This is a genomic window from Kitasatospora sp. NPDC092948 (assembly GCF_044754805.1).
Classification (GTDB): domain Bacteria; phylum Actinomycetota; class Actinomycetes; order Streptomycetales; family Streptomycetaceae; genus Kitasatospora.
In genome coordinates this window covers 1-17,311 of record NZ_JBIVPU010000013.1, presented here as the reverse complement: position 1 = coordinate 17,311, position 17,311 = coordinate 1, and the positions used below count along the sequence as shown (strand labels likewise).

Genomic DNA, 17,311 nt, shown 5'->3' with positions numbered 1-17,311 from the left:
TGCCGGACGACATCGTCGGATCGCCTCGCCGGTCGGTCGACGCATGTGGTGGTGACACTCCCCGGCGGGCGGGCGGTTCGTGTCCGGCGGTGCCTGGCCCGCCCAGCACCCGGTGGCCGCCGCGCTCGGCTGGTGCGCGCTGGTGCTGGCAGTCGCGGCGCCGCTCGCGGTGCGGGACTTCGCCAGGGCTGGCCGCTGACGCACTGGCCGCTGACGCGTCGGGCGGTGACGCGCTGGCCGCTGACGCGTCGGGCGGTGACGCGCTGGCCGCTGACGCGTCGGGCGGTGACGCGCCGGGCGGTGAAGCGCCGACCGCTGACGCCGCGTCACAGTGGCTGCGGGCGTTGCGTGCTGGACAACGGGGCCGGTGCGGCGGAGGGTTGGGTTTCATGGAGTACACCCACCTCGGCCGCACCGGCCTGTCCGTGTCCCCGCTGTGTCTGGGCACCATGAACTTCGGCGTGCACACCGAAGAGGCCGACGCGCACCGGATCATGGACGCCGCGCACGGGCACGGCATCAACTTCTTCGACACCGCCAATGTCTACGGTTGGGGGGAGAACAAGGGCCTCACCGAGACGATCATCGGCAACTGGTTCGCCAAGGGCGGCGGCCGGCGCGAGAAGACCGTGATCGCCACCAAGCTCTACGGCGACATGGGCGACTGGCCCAACGAGGGCCGGCTCTCCGCGCTCAACATCCGCCGCGCCGTGGACGCCAGCCTGCGCCGCCTCCAGACCGACCACATCGACCTGTACCAGATGCACCACATCGACCGGGACACCCCCTGGGACGAGATCTGGCAGGCGATGGAGGTGCTCACCCTCCAGGGAAAGATCATCTACGTCGGGTCGTCCAACTTCGCCGGCTGGCACCTCGCCCAGGCCCAGGAGACCGCCCGGGCCCGGCACTTCCTCGGCCTGACCAGCGAACAGTCGCTCTACAACCTGATCGAACGCACCGTCGAACTCGAGGTCGTCCCCGCCGCCCAGCACTACGGCCTCGGCCTGATCGCCTGGTCGCCGCTGCACGGCGGCCTGCTCGGCGGTGTGCTCCGCAAGGAGCGCGAGGGCGTGCGCCGCACCCAGGGCCGGGCCGTCGACACCCTGAACGAGAAGCGCGAGCAGATCCAGGCGTACGAGGACCTGTGCGACGAGCTCGGCCACGAGCCCGGCGATGTCGCGCTCGCCTGGCTGCGCACCCGCCCCGCCGTCACCGCGCCGATCGTCGGCCCCCGCACCGAGGAGCAACTGGCTGCCGCCGTCCGCTCGTTGGACGTCGAGCTGGACGCCAAGACGCTGGAGCGGCTGGACGAGATCTTCCCCGGCCACCGCACCGCCCCGGAGCACTACGCCTGGTGACTCCCGTGCCCCCGGGGAAGTTGCGCCTCCGGGGGCCGCCACGGCGGTCAGTACCAGACCGTGCAGCCGCGTCGTTCCAGCAGCTCCACCAGTTGCGGGTCCGGCGCGGACGGCGTCCACCGCAGGTCGAGCTTCTCCAGTGCGGGCAGCTCGGCCAGCCAGCCCGGGAATGACTCCAACGGGTTGGCGCGCAGGTCGAGTTCACGCAGCAGTGGCAGCGCGGCGAGGGTGCTGGGGATTGTCGTCAGGGCGTTGTCGCGCAGCTCCAGGCAGCGCAGCTCGCGCAGTGTGCCGAACGAATCCGGCAGCGCGGTGAGGGAGTTGCCCTCCAGGCGCAGCTCGCGCAGCCGGGCCAGGGCGCCGATGGTGTCCGGCAGGCTCGTCAATCGGCAGCGCTGCGCGCGGAGTTCCTGGAGCGCGGACAATTCGCCGATGGTGTCCGGGAGTTCGGTGATCGGGTTGTCGCCGATGTTCAGGTAGCGCAGGCGGTGCAGGCGGCCGAGGCCGGCCGGCAGCCGGGTGAGCCGGTTGTCGTGCAGGTAGAGGAACCCGTGAAGTCCGGTGAGGTCGCCGAGCCGTTCGGGGACGGCGGTGAGCGCGTTGTGCCCCAGGTCGAGGGTGCGCAGTGCGGTGAAGTCGCCGATCGTGTCCGGGAGTTCGGTCAGTGCGTTGTCGGCGAGGATCAGCACCTCGGCGTCGGTGCGCTGCCACACGTGGTCCGGGACGGTGGTGAGGCCCGCGTTCCACAGGCTGACGACGGGGCCGGTCGCGGCGCCTTCCGGGGCGGCACCGCGGATCTCGACCTGGGGTTCCTTGCTCACGGCGCGCTCCGTCCACTGAGGGGCCACCGAGGGCCGCTGGGGTCGCTGGGGCCGCCGGGGAGCAACGATCATTGCACGGCGGGGAGTTGCGCGGAGGCGGAGGGCTCGGCCGGGGTGCGGGTGAGCCAGTAGTGGTCGCCGACGTCCGGGTCGCCGACGAAGACGAACAGGGCCAGATTCTGGTGCTGCTTGTCGCGCTGGACGTAGTAGTGCCAGCGGTACCTGGTGGGCACCAGGGCGATCGAGGCGGTCGAGGTGGCCGAGGTGGCCGCTGGGGTCGAGGGGATCGAGGGGGCCGGTTCGGGGTGCTCGGCGTCGGCGCGGGTCTCGATGCCGGTGATGGTGGAGAGGTCGACAACGAGCTGCTGGCCGCCGTCGTTGTCGGTGAGCTCCCAGCGTCCGGTGCCGGAGAACCGCAGGCCCCGGTCGTAGTCCCACTCCCGGCCGTCCAGGTGTTCGGCGGTGGCGGTGCCGTCCTGGTGGAGCGTCAGGTGGGCCTGCTGTTCGCCGTCCCAGCTGCCGACGGCCTCGGCGGCGGTGACGTCGTGCACCCCAGTGCCTTGGTAGTACTGGTAGGCGCCCGCGCAGCCGGTCAGTAGCAGGGCGGCGACGGCGAGGGACGCCGCCCGAAGGTAATGGCCGCGCATGGTTCGTTCCCCTCCCGGTGGTGACAGGCTCACCCTGCCAGAGAAGTTGAACGCGTTCAAGTTTGCGTGGGGAGGGTGTTGCCGCAGGTGGGAGGGTGTTCGGCGGTGTCGCGGGCGAGGGTGCACCGGATCGGGATGAAAGTACGTCAGGATGACCGGGTGAAGCCGATCAGCCACGCGGTGCCCTACTACTCCCAGTGGGAGTCGTCCGAACTCGTGCCCGACATTCTGGACGGCACGCTGCGGGCCGCCGACGATCCGCTGTGGGAGCGGTCGGGCGCGGCCGACGAGTACGAGTACGAGTACTGGTCCTGGCGGCTGTGCGGAATGGCCTGCCTGCGGATGGTCCTCGACCACTGGTGGGGCGTCGCCCCGGCGGCCGTCCGGCTGGCCGAGGAGTGCGAGCTGGCCGGCGCGTACATCCGGCACCCCGACGGGCGGCTCGACGGACTGATCCACTCGCCCTTCGCGTCCTACGTCCGCGCCCGCTGGGGCCTGGACGCGCAGGCGGTCAGCCCGCTGCCCGTGCCCCGGCTGGCGGACGAACTCGCCCGGGGCGTCCTGCCGATGATCTCCGTCCACCCCTCGATCCGGACCCTCGCCCCCGAAGTCCCCCGGCCCGGCGGCCACTTGGTGCTGGCCGTCGGGGCGGACGACGACGCGCTGTACATCCACAACCCGTCCGGCTTCCCCGACGGCTCCCAGCGCGCCGCCCGCGTCCCCTGGCCCGACCTCGACCGGTTCTACGCCGGCCGCGGCGTCCTGCTCGGGCCGCCGCCGTACTGAGCCGGGGCCGGGGAGGGGCGGGGGCGGGGGAGGGATGGAGGGTGGTCAGGAGGCGTTCGGCAGGCCGATCGGGGTGGTGGGGGGCAGATCGGCGCGACACGCGGTGGAGATCGGGCGGAGCGCGTCGGCGAGTTCGTCGAGTTCGGTGCGGTGGAAGTGCGTCCAGACCCGGGATGCGGCCAGGTCCGTGGCGGCCTCCAGGGCGAGGTGACGGCGGCGGCCCTCGGTGGTCAACGAGCCGTCCGGGGCCAGCCACTGACGCTCGATCAGTCGGCCCGTCGCCTCGTCCCACTCCTCGTCCGTCCAACCGCGGTGCGGTTGCAGGGTCTCCCGGCGGGTGTCCAGCGCGCAGCGCACCACCAGCGCCTCGCAGCCGTCCAGCCCCTCGGCGACCAGCGCCGCCACGTGCCCGTCGCCGCGGTGCTCGCGCAGCACCGTGGTCGCCTGCCACAGCCGGGCCAGCGGCCCGTCCTGCGCGGGGAGCACGGAGTTCGCGGCGGCCAGCACCCGCCCCGCGCAGTCCAGACCCTCGACGGCGCGCTCCAGCAACTCCACCGAACGCTCGATCAGATCCGGCTTCACGTCCACGAGGACCCGCCCGAGCGCGCCGGTCGCCCCCTCCACCCGGGCCTGCAGGGCCTGCTCGGGCGTGGCCCGGCTCCAGATCTCCGGCAGCGCCCGCTCCACCATCTGCGGCGCGAAGTTGAAGAACGCGGCGACCACCGGCGCGGCCTCCACCGCGCCCAGCGGGGCCGACCGTCCGCCGAAGTAGCCGCGCCAGTAGCCGCGCAGCCCCGCCGCCTCGTACGCGGCGCGGGCCTCCGGGGAGAAGTAGGTGAGCGCGTGGACGGGTTCGAACAGCCACCACAGGGCACGTGCGGGGTGGACGACCTGGGTCATCGGACGCCTTTCGGTGAGGGTCGAGCAGCGGGTCCCACTGTTCCGTGAGCCTGCCAGAGCGGATCGGTGGCGGGAAGGGAAGATGTTTCGGGCGGATGAACATCTGCGCCGCAGTTCACCGGGGCGGTGGGCGCCTGATGGGTCGTTCGGGGGCGGGGCGGGTGGACGGGTGTCGGCGGGCGCGTCAACCGGGTTGTGCGGGTGTCGACTTATGGCTTCGGTGGGGCGGGGTGAGGTGCGGCGCGGTCGGCCGCGGGGGTGGGCCGGCCGGGGGGTGGGCCGACCGGGCGGTCAGGGGTCGGCTCGGGGCGGGCGGTCACCGTGGTACGGGCGGCATGGCGAGCGGGTTGAGCGGCATCCGCTCGCGACAGATCGCCGCGATCGGCCTCAAGTCGGCGGTGAGACGGTCGAGTTCGTCGGGCGAGAGCCCCTCCCACACCCGGCCGGCCGCCAGGTCGGTGGCGGCCTCGATGGAGCGGTGCCGGGTCCGGCCGAGTTCGGTGGCCGCGCCCCCGTCCGTCAGCCAGCCGCGTTCGACCAGCCTCGCGGTGGCGGCGTCCCACTCCTCGTCCGTCCACCCGCGCATCGGCTGGAGCACCTCGCGCCTGGCGACCAGCGCGCAGTGCAGCACCGGCGCCTCCGAGCCGTCCAGCCCGGCCGCGACCAGGGCGGCCACATGGCCGTCCCCGCGGTGCTCGCGCAGGACGTTCGCGGCCTGCCACAGCCGCCCGTGGACGTCCGACGGCCGGAGGTGCGCGACGTTGGCGGCGGCCAGCACCCGGCCGGCGCAGTCCAGTCGCGCCACCGCCGCCTCCAGCGCCGTCGTCGCCGCCTCGACCCGCTCGGGCTCCACCGGTGCCAGCAGCCGGGCCAGTGCCGCCGCCGAACCCTCCGTCCGGGCGGCGAGCACCTGCTCGGGGCTCGCGTGCGTCCACGCCTCCGGCAGCGCCTGCCCGACCATCCGCGGCGCGAAACTGAAGAACGAGGCGACCACCGCAGGCGCGTCCACCGCGCCCAACGGGGCCGAGCGGGCGGCGAAGTAGCCGCGCCAGCTGTTGTCCAGCCCCGCCGCCTCGAACGTTGCCTGGCTCTCCGGCTGAAGGAACGTGACGGCGTACACCGGCTCGAAGAGCTGCCACAGCGCGCGGGCGGGGTGGGCGGGGTGGTCGGACTCGACGGACTCGACGGACTCGACGGGCTGGACGGGCTGGTCGGGCTGGTTGGGCTGGACGGGTTCGGACATCGGGTGACCTCCCGGGGGCCTGGCCGGTCGAGCGATCGGGCTGTGCGGCCAACTCGGCCGGACCGGTGATGTGTTGGACGGTTGATGCGCCGGGCGGGGCGACCCCTTGGGCGTTGGGGCCCGTCCACGTGCTGATGGCCTCGACGGCGGCCCGGTAACCCCGGCCGGAGTGTGATGACGATCACCCGGGGTCGGGGCGTGCAGGAGTCGGCGACCAGGCACGGGATGATGTGACGAGGTGCCCGGTCCCGGCGGCGCCCCACCCCTCGCACGAAGGTAGTCGGTCATGGCGCAGATCAACCCCAGCATCCTGTCCGCGGACTTCGCCCGTCTCGCCGAGGAGGCAGAAGCGGTGCGCGGCGCGGACTGGCTGCACGTCGACGTGATGGACAATCACTTCGTCCCCAACCTCACGCTGGGCGTGCCGATCGTCGAATCCCTGGCCCGGGCCACCAGCACCCCGCTCGACTGCCACCTGATGATCGAACAGCCCGACCGCTGGGCCCCCCAGTACGTGGAGGCCGGCGCCGGATCGGTCACCTTCCACGTGGAGGCCGCCGCCGCGCCCGTCCGGCTCGCCCGCGAGATCCGCGCCAAGGGCGCCCGGGCCTCGATGGCGCTCAAGCCCGCCACCCCGATCGAGCCCTACGAGGACCTGCTCCCCGAGCTCGACATGCTGCTGATCATGACCGTCGAACCCGGCTTCGGCGGCCAGGCCTTCCTCGACATCATGCTTCCCAAGATCCGCCGCACCCGGCAGCTGATCGACAAGCACGGCCTCGACCTGTGGCTCCAGGTCGACGGCGGCGTCTCCGCCGCCACCATCGAGGCCTGCGCGGAGGCCGGCGCGGACGTCTTCGTCGCAGGCTCGGCCGTGTACGGCGCGGCGGACCCGGCCGAGGCGGTCCGGGCCCTCCGGGCCCAGGCGGCGACGGCGACGGCGGCGGCCGGGTGGGGTTGCCGGCACTGACCGGTTGCCGCGCGGAGACGGCGGGGCGGGATGGGCTTGCCGGTGCTGATCGGTGGCCGCGTCGGTGGCTCGGGGCGCGGGTCTTGTCGGTGCCGGCGGTTCAGTCGGGCGATGACGACGTGAGGCCGGGCGGGCGGCCGCCGACTGTTCGGGTCGGTCACGCTGCTGCGAGTCGGCGTTCTTGCGATCGGGTGATGCTCGCCGATGTCGGAGCGCGGCTGGCTGGTGGCCTCGGGGTGCCCTGGTATGCCTGTCCGCAAAGGGCGTTCGTGGACGAAGGGGTTCCTTCGTGGGCGGCGTCGCGCGACTCGGAAGGGAATGATCACTGTGAAGCTGCTGCACCGTGCCGTTGCTGTCGCCGGTGGCCTCGCGCTCATGGCGGGAGGTGTCGTCGTGCTTGCCCCGGCCGCGAACGCGGACGCGCATAGCTGCTACCAAGTCGCCATGGAAGAGGCTCCGAACGCCAACGAGTACCTCGTGTCGGACGGCTGTAGGAGCGGCAGCGAGGGGAACACCACCGCCTGCATCCACACTCTGCAGCGCGCCGGTCTCCCGCTGGTGGCTGCCGGTATCGCCTGCGACAGCGCGATCCACGGCGGCGACGAAACGGACTGACGAGTGCGGTGCGGGAATCCGGTCCGGTCCGGCCCGGACTCCCGCGCCGGTGCGCCCACGCGCGCGCGGGCGGACGTCCGAACCGGCCCGGGCGGCCGAGTGGGGAAGGTCAGCGGAAGGCTTCGACGTTCTCCGTTGCCCACTGCCGGGAGGTCCTGGCCGCTGAGCCGGTGACCCGTGCGACCGTGTCGCGCACTTGTCGCAGTGCTTCGTTGACGTCTCCGCCCGTCACGTCGAGCACCGCGTCCGCGGCTTCGGCGCCGAAGACCGCGGCCATCCGGGCGTGGGCTTCCTCCCGGCCGATCTCGGTGAACGGTACCTCCCGTCCGAGTGCCGCCGCGATGGACTCGATCTGCTGACGGGCCGTCACCCGTTCGGGGCCGGTGAGCGCGTACGTCCGGCCCCGGTGGCCGGGCTCGGTCAGCGCGACGCGCGCCACGGCCGCGATGTCCGCGGGGTGGATGGTGGGCAGTCCGGCGTCCGGGTACGGAATGCGGACCGTTTCCCGATCGCGGATCGACGCCGCCCACATCAGGGCGTTCGACGCGAACTGGGTCGGCCGCAGGATCGTCCAGGCCATGCCGCTGTCCTGGAGCAGCCGTTCGACAGCGAGGTTCTCGGCGGCAGGGCCGAGGTGCGGATGGGTCTGGACGGTAATGGACGAGACGAGCACGACCTGTTCCACGCCCGCCCGCCGAGCTGCGTCGAGGATGTCGGCGTCCGGGCCCAGGCGTGACACGAGGAACAGCGATCGCACGCCCTCCAGCGCGGGTTCCAGAGACGCCGCCTCGGCGAAGTCACCCTCGACGGCCTCGACGCCATCAGGGAAGGCTGCTCGTTCGGCATCACGGGTGAGCCCCCTGATCGGGCCGGCTCCGCACGCCTTCAGCTCCTTCAGCAGCGCACGTCCGACGTTTCCGGTGGCTCCTGTCACGAGGATCACGAGCGTCTTCCCCCCATCGTTGGGCGATCAACTGGAAGGGAACCCTAGGAATTCAAGTGCCCTTCAAGTCAAGACGGCCCCTGACGGCTCGTCGGCCACGCTCGTCCGTACCTGCCCGAGCACCTTCACGGGTACGCCGAGAACTGGGAGAGCGCGCAGGTCCGGACGGGGTCGAGGTGCGGTTGCGGTTCGTAGGGCCGGAAGCCGTCCGCCGCGAGCGGCGCGCCCGGGCACCGTGGCGACGGACAGGCCTGGTGGAGTCTCCTTCGGTGCCCGCCGGCCCGCAACAGCCCGTGCTGTTCTCCCAGTTGGGCGGGCAGTGGTTGAAGGCCGGGGCGGTTGGCCGGAGGGCCGGCCGGGACGGCGAAGCCCTCGTCGCGGCAGTCGAACGGGCGTCGGGGCTGCGTCGGCTCAGGGCCTTCCGGCCGGGGTCCTCAGCCCCGTCGGCCCCCCGACGACCTGATTCCGCCACCGTGCGTCAGCGCCCGGGGCGACCGTCCGCGACCTGGTGGCTCGGTCAACGGGTCCTCCACGTTCCTCCCCGGGACGGCGATGGCGATGGCGACGGCTGGTCGGCCCGGTCCGTCCGGGAGGCGGGCCCCGCCGCTGGACGGCCTGCCCCGGGCCGGCCCTGCTTGCCCGACCGGGACCGCATCACCACCGAGTCCCACGACGCCGTCGTGTGCGCGTTGCGGGGCGTCGACCGGAAGCTCAACCAGGACACCGTGCAACGAGCGGCTCCGAACCGAGCCCGCCGTCGCGCTCGGGCACTCTGCGACCTGTGCCGTCGCATCACCGGCAGCTGCCGGCAGGCAGTGGGCGGCCCGATGCGAGCCTCGTCCGGCCCGCGCCGGACGGACCCGTTCGGGCCGAAACCGGCGCATGCCATGATCGGCGCGTGAACGAATACTCGTGGCCGGACAACGGCGTCGAGGCCGGAGCCCGGTACCGGGCAGCCTGGCCCGCGACCTGCCGGGCCTTGCCCGTCGGAAGCCCGGTGACCGGCGAGGTCGTCGGCCGCCGGCCCTTCGGCGTCTTCATGGCCATCGACAACGTTCCGGACGCGATCGGCCTGGCCGAGATCACGGCGATGCCCCCGGGCGCAGTGCTTCCGTCGATCGGAACCCGCGTCAGCGGCCGAGTCGTCTGCCACGCCGGCCACAACCACCAGGTGAGGATCGAGCTCGACGCGTCGGAGGCAGGTACCTGATGTCCAGGTCCAGACGGGACTGGCGCAGCCGACTTGGCCAGCCCGCCACGGTCGTGCTGTTCAGGACCCCGCTCAAGTGGCGCTACGCGGTCCACCTCGTCGATCCCCGCGGTGTCCTGGACGGCGGGCTCCCCGACGAACCGCACGAGAGCGCACCCGAGTCCGCTCAGGAGGCCATGCGCCGCTGGATCGAGGACACGTTCCAACGGCCGGTCACCATGGCCTGGACGCCCACCGACAACCCGGACTGGTGGACGGGGAATGTCACCGCAACGCGGCCCGGAACCGCGGGCGAGGCGAAATCGCTTCGCTGACGCCGTCGGCGAGGTGGACGACCTGCTCGGCTCGGTGCTCCTCAAGGCCCGGTGCAGATGACGGCCTCCGATCGGGACGGGTGGCGGGGCCCGGGTTCCCGGCCGGGGCGGTGCGGACCGGGACCGAGCACTCCCGGGCCCCGCGGGTGCGATGTGAGTGTGGCCGTCATGGACCCGCCCGGTGCGGACCGGCACGACCCGCCGGTCTGTCTGGCGCTGCACGGGCACGGCAGTGACGTGGCGGCGTTCGTCGACCTCGGGGTACCGCAAGGGCCCGTTCTGCCCCGCTGCCCGCCGCCTCACTGGTGCCGCTCGCACCCTCACCGGCACTGCTTTCCGCGCGGCCTGCGCGCCGGCGGGTTCTGACGGCGGGTCATGTCGGACGCGGTGGCGCTGCTCGGGGTGCGTCGAGCGAACCGGACGGCCTGTCGTCGCGGGGCGGAGCGGGGTGGCGGCCGATACTGGCCGCCATGAGCAACCTCGATCTCAAGCCCGCCCCGGCGGCGTGCGGGCGGCAGGCCGCGACCGGGCCGGTCAAGGAGCTGCTGACCGGTCGTCATGTTCCGCTGGGGGAGTCGACCGTGGTGCGGCGACTGCTGCCGAACCTCGGGCGGCGGATGGTCGGCGCCTGGTGCTTCGTCGACCACTACGGTCCGGACGACATCGCGGACGAGCCCGGCATGCAGGTGCCGCCGCACCCGCACATGGGGCTGCAGACCGTCAGCTGGCTGCACGAGGGCAGCGTCCTGCACCGCGACAGCCTGGGCAGTCTGCAGACCGTCCGCCCCCGCGAGCTGGGGCTGATGACGTCCGGGCGGGCCATCTCGCACTCCGAGGAGTCGCCGCGCGAGCACGCCCGGCTGCTGCACGGCGCCCAGCTCTGGGTGGCCCTGCCCGATGCCCACCGGCACACCGCGCCCGCCTTCGAGCACCACCCCGAGCTGCCGGTCGTCACCGCGGACGGCCTCACGGCACACATGATCCTCGGCACCCTCGACGGCGCGACCTCCCCCGGCACCACCTACACGCCGCTCACCGGCGCCGACCTGACGCTGCGCGCCGACGCTGCCCACCGCCTCCCGGTCGAGGAGGGATTCGAGTACGCGGCGCTCGCCATGTCCGGCAGCGTCGAGATCGACGGCGTCCCGGTCGAACCGGGCTCGATCCTCTACCTCGGCTGCGGCCGCCGCGAACTCCCCCTGCGGGCCCGCACCGACGCCGCCGTCCTGCTGCTCGGCGGCGCGCCCTTCGACGAACGCCTGGTCATGTGGTGGAACTTCATCGGCCGCACCGGCGAGGAGATCGTGCAAGCGCGGAACGACTGGGAGCAGGGCGTCCGCTTCGGCGAGGTGCGGGGCTATGCGGGCGACCGGCTGGCCGCTCCGGAGCTTCCGAACGTGCCCCTCAAGGCGCGTGGAAACCGCGACTGACCTGTACGTATGCCACACTCGGCGGTCGTGGCGATCAGCTCTTGCGAGGTGGCTCGCGACCGCCTTCGAGTCTGGGCGGGACGCCAGCGAGCGTGTCGCGGGCCGAGCTCTCGACAGCAGTCCCGGAGACCGTGCCGATTCTCGCCTGTGGGTGGGTCCTGCACGCTGTGGGTGGATGGATGCTGCCCTTTTGCTGATTTTCCTGACGATCCGTCAGTAGGCGGGGGAGGCTCTTCGCGTAGGTGACAGATTTGGGGCCGACGGCTTCGCTGCTGCACCACCCGTGCGATGCCCGAGCCACTGCCGATGTCGAGGACCCTTTTGCCCCTGATGTCGACGCGGCCGTCCTGCCGGAGCGCCTCCAGAAGCGACAGGCCCGCGTCGGTCGGGAAGAACACCTCACCGTCGGCAGGGGTGCGCACCTCGATGCGTCGGCCACGGAAGGTGTAGGTGCCGGTCAGCCGACCGTCGACGGGCGGTGACATGTCGCACAGGGTGTCGCCCTGGCCGAACGCCGGCGTCACGGTGGGCGGCATCGGCGGCAGGATGCCTGCGGTCTGGGGCATGCTCGACGACTCCTTCACCGAAAGTGATCTGACGTTTCGTCAGGCTCCAGTGCGCCGCGATACGGTCGCCGGCAGAAGGCGTCGGCGGTTGCCTCGGGATACCGCTGGTTGTCTCCGGTACCGGTGCAACAACGCATGGCGGGACCTGCCCGAGCGGTTCGGTCCGTGGCAGGTCTTCAACCGGTTCCGGCGGTGGGCGAAGGACGGCACCTGGCAACAAGTCCTGACCGAGCTCCAGGCCCAGGCCGACGCCGCCGGAGACATCGACTGGCTGGTGAGCGTGGACTCCACCACCGTCCGCGCCCACCAGCACGCTGCCGGCGCCCGAGAAAGGGGCACCCGCAGGAGAACCCGCCGACCACGCCCTCGGCCGGTCCCGAGGAGGGCTGACCACCAAGGTCCACCTGGCAGCCGACGGCCGGTGCCGTCCGCTGTTCCTGATGGTCGCGGCCGGACACCGGCACGACTCCCTGTTCTTCGAGGCAGTCATGGCTGGCATCCGCGTACCCAGGATCGGCAGCGGAAGACCCAGGACCGAGCCGGACAGCGTGAGTGCGGACCGTGCCTACTCATCCCGCGCCATCCGGACCTACCTGCGTCGTCGCGGCATCACGGCGGTGATCCCGGAACCCGCCGCTCAGATCGCCAACCGCAAGCGGCGCGGCTCGCGGGGCGGACGCCCACGCGGTTTCGACCGCCGGGCATATAGGCACCGCAACACCGTCGAGCGGTGCGTCAACCGGCTCAAGCAGTGGCGCGGGATCGCGATGCGGACGGACAGACTCGCCGTTCACTACCTCGCGGCACTTCACGTCGCTGCGATCTTCCTGTGGGCACGGGCCCAACGGGACGGCCGGTCATCGCTGCCAGGGAAGTGCCTCAACCGATGCGATGTCACCCGCCGCCAGCAGCCGGAAGAGTCGGAGGATCTCCTCGCGGGTGACCTCGCGCATTTCCACGGGAGCCACCGAGCTGTCCTCGGTGTTCTCCCAGATCAGCAGACCACTGCGGAAAGCACTGAGGCGCCACCCGCTCTCATGCGACAGCGACACGTCGGGATGCTCGTCGTCGGCGTTCGCCAGGCCATCCAGCACCCGCCTCATCGCCTTCGGATCAGGCTCATCGACCGTCCCGCCCATGACGTCGTACATGAAGTAGCTCATGGGCCAATTACCTCACGCAGTGATCCACAGGACACTGCCTAACCCAACGCGACGCTGAACACATCGCCGTGCCCCGGCCAGTCGTCGCGCTCCTCGTGGCTGTCGACGACCAGCGCCGAGACTCTCAGGTCTTGCGCCCGGTACTCGACGTAGCCGCTCTGGCGGTGGTCCACCGTCAGAGCGGGGGCGTCGGGGAGATGGGCGAGCGCGGTCTCCACCTCGCTCCATGCGAGGTATTCGGAGAACTCGACTCCCTCGCTCTTCTGCCACTCCTCGGCCAGCCCGTCCACGGTGGCAAGGCGGTGGAGTTCGACGGAGCCGCCAACCACGACCCACTCGGGCCCGTTGAAGTACAGCTCGACCAGGCCGTAGTCCCGCCGCAAGGACAGGTTCGGCTCGTCCACGTCGTCGATCCACCGGCTCCGGAACGCCCGGTCGACGTCGGCGATCGGGGAGCCGATGCCGATGCCGTGGAGTCGGCCGGTGGCGATGACAGAGGCGATGAATGCAGCACCGTTCACGACAGTGTCTCCAAGTACTCGATCAGATGTTGCATCTCGTCCGCACGGTTCTGCTTGTTGCCCCAGTTGCCGCCGTTTCGCATATGGTCCTGGGCGGACTTGGCCTTCGCGATGAGGTCGGCCCGGAGCTTCGGGTCGGAATGTACCAGGTCGGCCGCCGTGTCCACGCTGCGCTGCGAGGCCATGCCGTGGCTGAGGCGAATCCCTTCGGACTTGAACTCGAACGACACCTCGTCATCGCCGTTCTTCAGCTTCTTCGTCGTCTTCTCGGCCCACACCCGGACCTCGTCCTGGCCGATGTGAATGTGGGCGCCCTTCGTCGCCCAGTCGGGCGCCATCGCGGACACGTGCGGCTTGTCCTTCTTCTTCCCGTGCGGCGACAGGCCGTACGGGTCCGACCAGGTGTGCGGGTTGCGGACGTACGACTCGGGGTTGGGCGACGGGGCCAGGCCCAGCGGGTCGGGGCTGGTGTAGCGGGCGGTCTCCGGGTCGTAGTAGCGGTTGAGGTTGTAGTGCAGCCTGGTCTCGGGGTCGAAGTACTGGCCGGGGAAGCGCAACGGGGTGTACGTGGTGCTGTCGGCCGGCCAGGTGGTGTTCCCCCAGAGCGTCGGGGTGGTGCGCCACGCGATGGTGCCGGTCACCGCGTCGACGAGTTCGTTCGGCGTGCCGATCAGGTCGGTGACGATGGCGAAGAACCGGCGGTCGGTCCGCGCCTGTTCGGAATCCGTGGCCGGCCCGGTCTTGATGGACTCGGTCTGGGCGAGCGGGTCGAGTCCCAGGTGGTCCCAGGAGAGCGTGTGCGGGCCCGGCAAGTACGTGGCGTGCGTGGTCTGTTCGGCCAGGATGAGGCCGTCCCAAGTGAAGTCGGTACGCTCTTCGACCGTGACACCGTCCGCACCGAGGCGGTTCTTCGCGATGCGACGTCCGAAGGGGTCGTAGAGGTAGCGCCAGCGGGTGCCGTCGGGGGTGGTGACCGCGACGAGGCGGTCCTCCGCGTCCCAGGTGTAATGCCAGGTGTCGGGCTTGCGGGACAGTCGGGTCACCTGCCGAAGCGTCAAATGCCCGTCTGTGTCGTACTCGTAGCGGACCCGTCCGGCCGCGGCGAGCTGGGCGCCTTGGTAGGTTCGGGCCCCGAGGGCGGCTTCGCCGGCGGGCGTGGCGGGCCATTCGGCGGCGGTGAGGTTGCCGGCCGGATCGTAGGCGTAGCGCTCGGTCCAGCCATCGGCGCGAACGCCGGCGACGCGGCCTGCGGGGTCCAGGTCGAAGGTCCGGTGTCCGTTCAGCAGGTCGTCGATGCCGGTGAGGTTGCCGTCGGCGCGGTAGGCGTAGGCCCGGTGCTGGAGAACCTCCGGCTCGGCGGGCCCGGTCCGGCGCAGTGTCTGTGCGGTCAGGCGGTGCAGCGGGTCCCACTGGCTCGTGAGGGTCACCTGGTCGCCGATGGTGCGCTGCTGCTCCCGGCCGGCCTCGTCGTAGCCGAACGCGATCCGCCCGCCGGTCGTCGTGACGGCACTCGGCCGGCCTGTGGCGTCGTACGACCAGTCACTGACGTGGCCGGCAGGGGTGATGCGGCGTTGCCGGCGGCCGATGGGGTCTCGCAGGTGGCTGAGGGTCCGCCCGTTGACGGTCTCGGCCAGGAGGTTGCCGGCCACGTCGACGCTCCGGACCACGTCCGCGTAGGCGTTGGTCGCACGGATCAGGTGCCCGCCGGCGTCATATCCGAACGTGGTGGCCCGGTCGCCCGCGGCCTTGGCGGTGAGGCGGCCGAGAAGGTCGTAGGAGTAGCGGATGGTGCGGCCCGAAGCGTCGGTGATCGAGGCCACCTGGCCGGCGTCGTCCAACTCGTAGCGCCGGGTGCGGCCGTGGAAGTCCGTCTCGCCGATCAGTCGGCCGGCCGGGTCGTAGGTGTAGGTCCATATCTGGTCGAGGGCATTGGTGACCGAGACCAACTGCATGTTGGCGTCGTAGTCGAACCGGATCCGCGCGCCGTCGGGGTCTGTGCGGGTCGCGAGGTTCTCGAAGTGGGTGTAGTCGAACGTGCTGACCTGGCCGAGCGCGTCGATGTGGGTCAGAAGGTTTCCCTCGCCGTCGTAGCTCCAGGACTCGGTACTGTCGTCCGGCGCGGTGCGGGTGGCGAGGTGGCCTTCCGTCGTCCAGGTCAGCCGCGTGCGGGTGCCGAGGTCCTCGGTGATGACCGAGATCCTGCCGAACGCGTCGCGGTCGAATCGGGTGGTGGCACCCATCGGGTCGGTGACCTCCACCGGAAGCCCGGCGCGGTCGCACCGCACCGACGTGGTGTGGCCCAACGCATCGGTGACCGAGGCGAGATGGCCCGACTCGTCGTAGCCGTAGGCCGTGACCGCTCCTAGCGGATCGACCAGCGACGTACGCAGACCGGCCTCGTCGTAGGTGTGTCGCCACGTCGCCCCGCCCGGCTCAGTCACGATCACTGGGAGGCTCAGACTTCCGGTGTACTCCGCTGTGGCCTGCGCGCCATCGGGGCGGGTGACGCGTATGAGGTCGCCGACGCCGTCGTACGCGTAGCGGGTGGTGCGGCCGAGGGGGTCGGTCTCGGTGAGGAGGCGGTCGTAGTCGTCGCGTTCGTACGTGGTGGTGTGGCCGAGGGGGTCGGTGACGGCGGTGACCTGGGCGTGGTCGTTGATCAGGTAGGTGGTGGTGTGGCCGAGGGCGTTGGTCTCGGTGTGGGTGCGCAGGCCGGTGGCGGGGTCGGGGTCGCCGTAGGTGAAGGCGAAGCGCAGGGCGCCGGTGGTGCCGCCTTCGTCGGTGACGCGGTCGTGGGCGTCGTAGGTGTAGCGGTACTGGGAGTCGTTGCGGTCGGTCCAGGAGGTGAGGCGGCCGGCGGCGTCGTTGGTGAACCGCATCGGCTTGCCGCTGGAGTTGTAGACGGCGGTGAGGTGGCCGTCGGTGTAGCCGTAGCGGGTGAGGAGGGCGTCGCCGCCGGTGTCGGTGGCGCCCGCCAGGCGCAGGGCGGTGATGCGGTCGTTGTCGACGGTGACGAGGAGTCGGTAGCCGGCGGAGTGGGTGATCGAGAGGGGGATGCCGTCCTCGTCGTAGGCGAGGGTGTAGTGGCGGCCGTGGCGGTCGCGGACCTCGGTGAGCAGGGCCTCGTCGCCGTCGGGGGTGGGGGTGAAGGTGTGCACCAGTCGGGTGGCGGGGTCGGTGACGGTGAAGTGGCCGTCGACGAGGTCGAGTTCGTGGCGTGAGCCGGCGGAGGCGTGGACCGGGTCGCCGGGTTCGGGGTGGGGGTAGGCCTGGGTGATGCGGTCGGCGCGGATGTGGACGACGCCCTGCTCGTCGATCTCCAGGCGTTCGTCGAAGGTGCAGATCCACTTGGGGCCCATCCATCGGCCCGTCAGCAGGCCGGACTCGAAGCTGCGGGTGAAGTCGAGTGGGAGGGAGCCGGGCAGGGAGGCGTCGGTCTGGTCGATGAACATCCGCCCGGTGGCGATGTCGACGGGCTCGCCCGGGCAGGTGCGGGAGCCGTGGTCGCGGCCCTCGGTGCGGGGGCTCTTCACCTGGTCGCGGCCGCGGCGCTTCGGATGCGAGCCGCCGCCCCGGCCCGACCGTCCAGCGCCGCCGCCCGCACGCGGGTGCGGGACGCCCTTGCCGTCGCCCTTGAAGATCTTCTCCAGGTCCTTGGCGTGCTTGGCCTCGATCTCCCGGGTGTTCCTGGCGACCTTCTTCAGGTTGTCGCCCGCATGCCGGTAGAGGTTCTTGAGCGCCTTGCCGGCGTCCTCCGCGAGCGTCTTGCCGAGCTTCTGCGCGCCGTGCTCCAGCGCCCTGACGATCTGGTTGCTCATTCG

General features: G+C 71.6%; 15 protein-coding genes and 1 pseudogene. 8 read left to right on the top strand and 8 right to left on the bottom strand.

What is annotated here, in order from left to right; all coding sequences use genetic code 11:
- The first annotated feature begins 389 nt into the window (after window positions 1–389).
- Window positions 390–1,361, top strand: coding sequence for an aldo/keto reductase (locus ACIQF6_RS28965; protein ID WP_400900183.1), 972 nt, complete (start codon window positions 390–392; stop codon window positions 1,359–1,361).
- A gap of 47 nt (window positions 1,362–1,408) precedes the next feature.
- On the opposite strand, the gene ACIQF6_RS28960 is transcribed toward ACIQF6_RS28965, so the two are convergent.
- A complete protein-coding gene (locus ACIQF6_RS28960; RefSeq protein ID WP_400900477.1) occupies window positions 1,409–2,158 on the bottom strand; it encodes a leucine-rich repeat domain-containing protein in 750 nt (249 codons plus the stop codon).
- Between the two features lie 92 nt (window positions 2,159–2,250).
- The gene (locus ACIQF6_RS28955) at window positions 2,251–2,829 is read right to left on the bottom strand and encodes a hypothetical protein (protein ID WP_400900181.1); all 579 of its coding nucleotides are present in this window, start codon (window positions 2,827–2,829) and stop codon (window positions 2,251–2,253) included.
- Window positions 2,830–2,964: 135 nt separating this feature from the next.
- On the opposite strand from ACIQF6_RS28955, the gene ACIQF6_RS28950 reads away from it, so the two are divergent.
- Window positions 2,965–3,615 (top strand): C39 family peptidase, encoded by a 651-nt coding sequence (locus ACIQF6_RS28950; RefSeq protein WP_400900179.1) that lies wholly within the window; start codon window positions 2,965–2,967, stop codon window positions 3,613–3,615.
- 45 nt (window positions 3,616–3,660) lie between these two features.
- Here the strand turns inward: ACIQF6_RS28950 and ACIQF6_RS28945 are convergent, their stop codons facing one another.
- Together ACIQF6_RS28945 and ACIQF6_RS28940 are read right to left on the bottom strand one after the other, a co-directional pair.
- Window positions 3,661–4,515 (bottom strand): hypothetical protein, encoded by an 855-nt coding sequence (locus ACIQF6_RS28945; RefSeq protein WP_400900177.1) that lies wholly within the window; start codon window positions 4,513–4,515, stop codon window positions 3,661–3,663.
- 316 nt (window positions 4,516–4,831) lie between these two features.
- Window positions 4,832–5,758 (bottom strand): hypothetical protein, encoded by a 927-nt coding sequence (locus tag ACIQF6_RS28940; protein ID WP_400900175.1) that lies wholly within the window; start codon window positions 5,756–5,758, stop codon window positions 4,832–4,834.
- A 286-nt stretch (window positions 5,759–6,044) separates the two neighbouring features.
- On the opposite strand from ACIQF6_RS28940, the gene rpe reads away from it, so the two are divergent.
- Complete coding sequence (rpe, locus tag ACIQF6_RS28935; protein ID WP_400900173.1) at window positions 6,045–6,728, top strand: ribulose-phosphate 3-epimerase; 684 nt, start codon at window positions 6,045–6,047, stop codon at window positions 6,726–6,728.
- 327 nt (window positions 6,729–7,055) lie between these two features.
- Window positions 7,056–7,343, top strand: coding sequence for a hypothetical protein (locus ACIQF6_RS28930; protein WP_400900171.1), 288 nt, complete (start codon window positions 7,056–7,058; stop codon window positions 7,341–7,343).
- Window positions 7,344–7,452: 109 nt separating this feature from the next.
- On the opposite strand, the gene ACIQF6_RS28925 is transcribed toward ACIQF6_RS28930, so the two are convergent.
- A complete protein-coding gene (locus tag ACIQF6_RS28925; protein WP_400900169.1) occupies window positions 7,453–8,286 on the bottom strand; it encodes an NAD(P)H-binding protein in 834 nt (277 codons plus the stop codon).
- 898 nt (window positions 8,287–9,184) lie between these two features.
- Here ACIQF6_RS28925 and ACIQF6_RS28920 point away from each other — a divergent pair.
- The 4 genes and pseudogenes from ACIQF6_RS28920 to ACIQF6_RS28905 all read left to right on the top strand — a co-directional run.
- Window positions 9,185–9,496, top strand: coding sequence for a hypothetical protein (locus ACIQF6_RS28920; protein ID WP_400900167.1), 312 nt, complete (start codon window positions 9,185–9,187; stop codon window positions 9,494–9,496).
- On the top strand, window positions 9,496–9,810 hold the full coding sequence (locus ACIQF6_RS28915) for a hypothetical protein (protein WP_400900165.1): 315 nt from the start codon (window positions 9,496–9,498) through the stop codon (window positions 9,808–9,810). The genes ACIQF6_RS28920 and ACIQF6_RS28915 overlap by 1 nt, the downstream gene beginning before the upstream one ends.
- Window positions 9,811–10,280: 470 nt before the next feature.
- Window positions 10,281–11,240, top strand: a complete 960-nt coding sequence (locus ACIQF6_RS28910) for a pirin family protein (protein ID WP_400900163.1) — start codon at window positions 10,281–10,283, stop codon at window positions 11,238–11,240.
- Between the two features lie 681 nt (window positions 11,241–11,921).
- A pseudogene (locus tag ACIQF6_RS28905) lies at window positions 11,922–12,645 on the top strand (IS5 family transposase); the annotation flags it as partial.
- A gap of 18 nt (window positions 12,646–12,663) precedes the next feature.
- On the opposite strand, the gene ACIQF6_RS28900 reads toward ACIQF6_RS28905, so the two are convergent.
- The 3 genes from ACIQF6_RS28900 to ACIQF6_RS28890 all read right to left on the bottom strand — a co-directional run.
- A complete protein-coding gene (locus ACIQF6_RS28900) occupies window positions 12,664–12,969 on the bottom strand; it encodes a hypothetical protein (RefSeq protein ID WP_400900495.1) in 306 nt (101 codons plus the stop codon).
- Between the two features lie 38 nt (window positions 12,970–13,007).
- Complete coding sequence (locus ACIQF6_RS28895) at window positions 13,008–13,490, bottom strand: hypothetical protein (protein WP_400900161.1); 483 nt, start codon at window positions 13,488–13,490, stop codon at window positions 13,008–13,010.
- A partial coding sequence (locus tag ACIQF6_RS28890; RefSeq protein WP_400900159.1) for a DUF6531 domain-containing protein occupies window positions 13,487–17,311 on the bottom strand: 3,825 nt, incomplete at its 5' end. The genes ACIQF6_RS28890 and ACIQF6_RS28895, both read right to left, overlap by 4 nt.

Excerpts from the sequence above, each read along its gene's own strand:
- ACIQF6_RS28955 (WP_400900181.1), bottom strand. The coding sequence starts at position 2,829 with ATGCGCGGCCATTACCTTCGGGCGGCGTCCCTCGCCGTCGCCGCCCTG.
- ACIQF6_RS28940 (WP_400900175.1), bottom strand. The coding sequence starts at position 5,758 with ATGTCCGAACCCGTCCAGCCCAACCAGCCCGACCAGCCCGTCCAGCCC.
- ACIQF6_RS28945 (WP_400900177.1), bottom strand. The coding sequence starts at position 4,515 with ATGACCCAGGTCGTCCACCCCGCACGTGCCCTGTGGTGGCTGTTCGAA.
- ACIQF6_RS28915 (WP_400900165.1), top strand. The coding sequence starts at position 9,496 with ATGTCCAGGTCCAGACGGGACTGGCGCAGCCGACTTGGCCAGCCCGCC.
- rpe (WP_400900173.1), top strand. The coding sequence starts at position 6,045 with ATGGCGCAGATCAACCCCAGCATCCTGTCCGCGGACTTCGCCCGTCTC.
- ACIQF6_RS28910 (WP_400900163.1), top strand. The coding sequence starts at position 10,281 with ATGAGCAACCTCGATCTCAAGCCCGCCCCGGCGGCGTGCGGGCGGCAG.
- ACIQF6_RS28900 (WP_400900495.1), bottom strand. The coding sequence starts at position 12,969 with ATGAGCTACTTCATGTACGACGTCATGGGCGGGACGGTCGATGAGCCT.
- ACIQF6_RS28950 (WP_400900179.1), top strand. The coding sequence starts at position 2,965 with ATGAAAGTACGTCAGGATGACCGGGTGAAGCCGATCAGCCACGCGGTG.
- ACIQF6_RS28965 (WP_400900183.1), top strand. The coding sequence starts at position 390 with ATGGAGTACACCCACCTCGGCCGCACCGGCCTGTCCGTGTCCCCGCTG.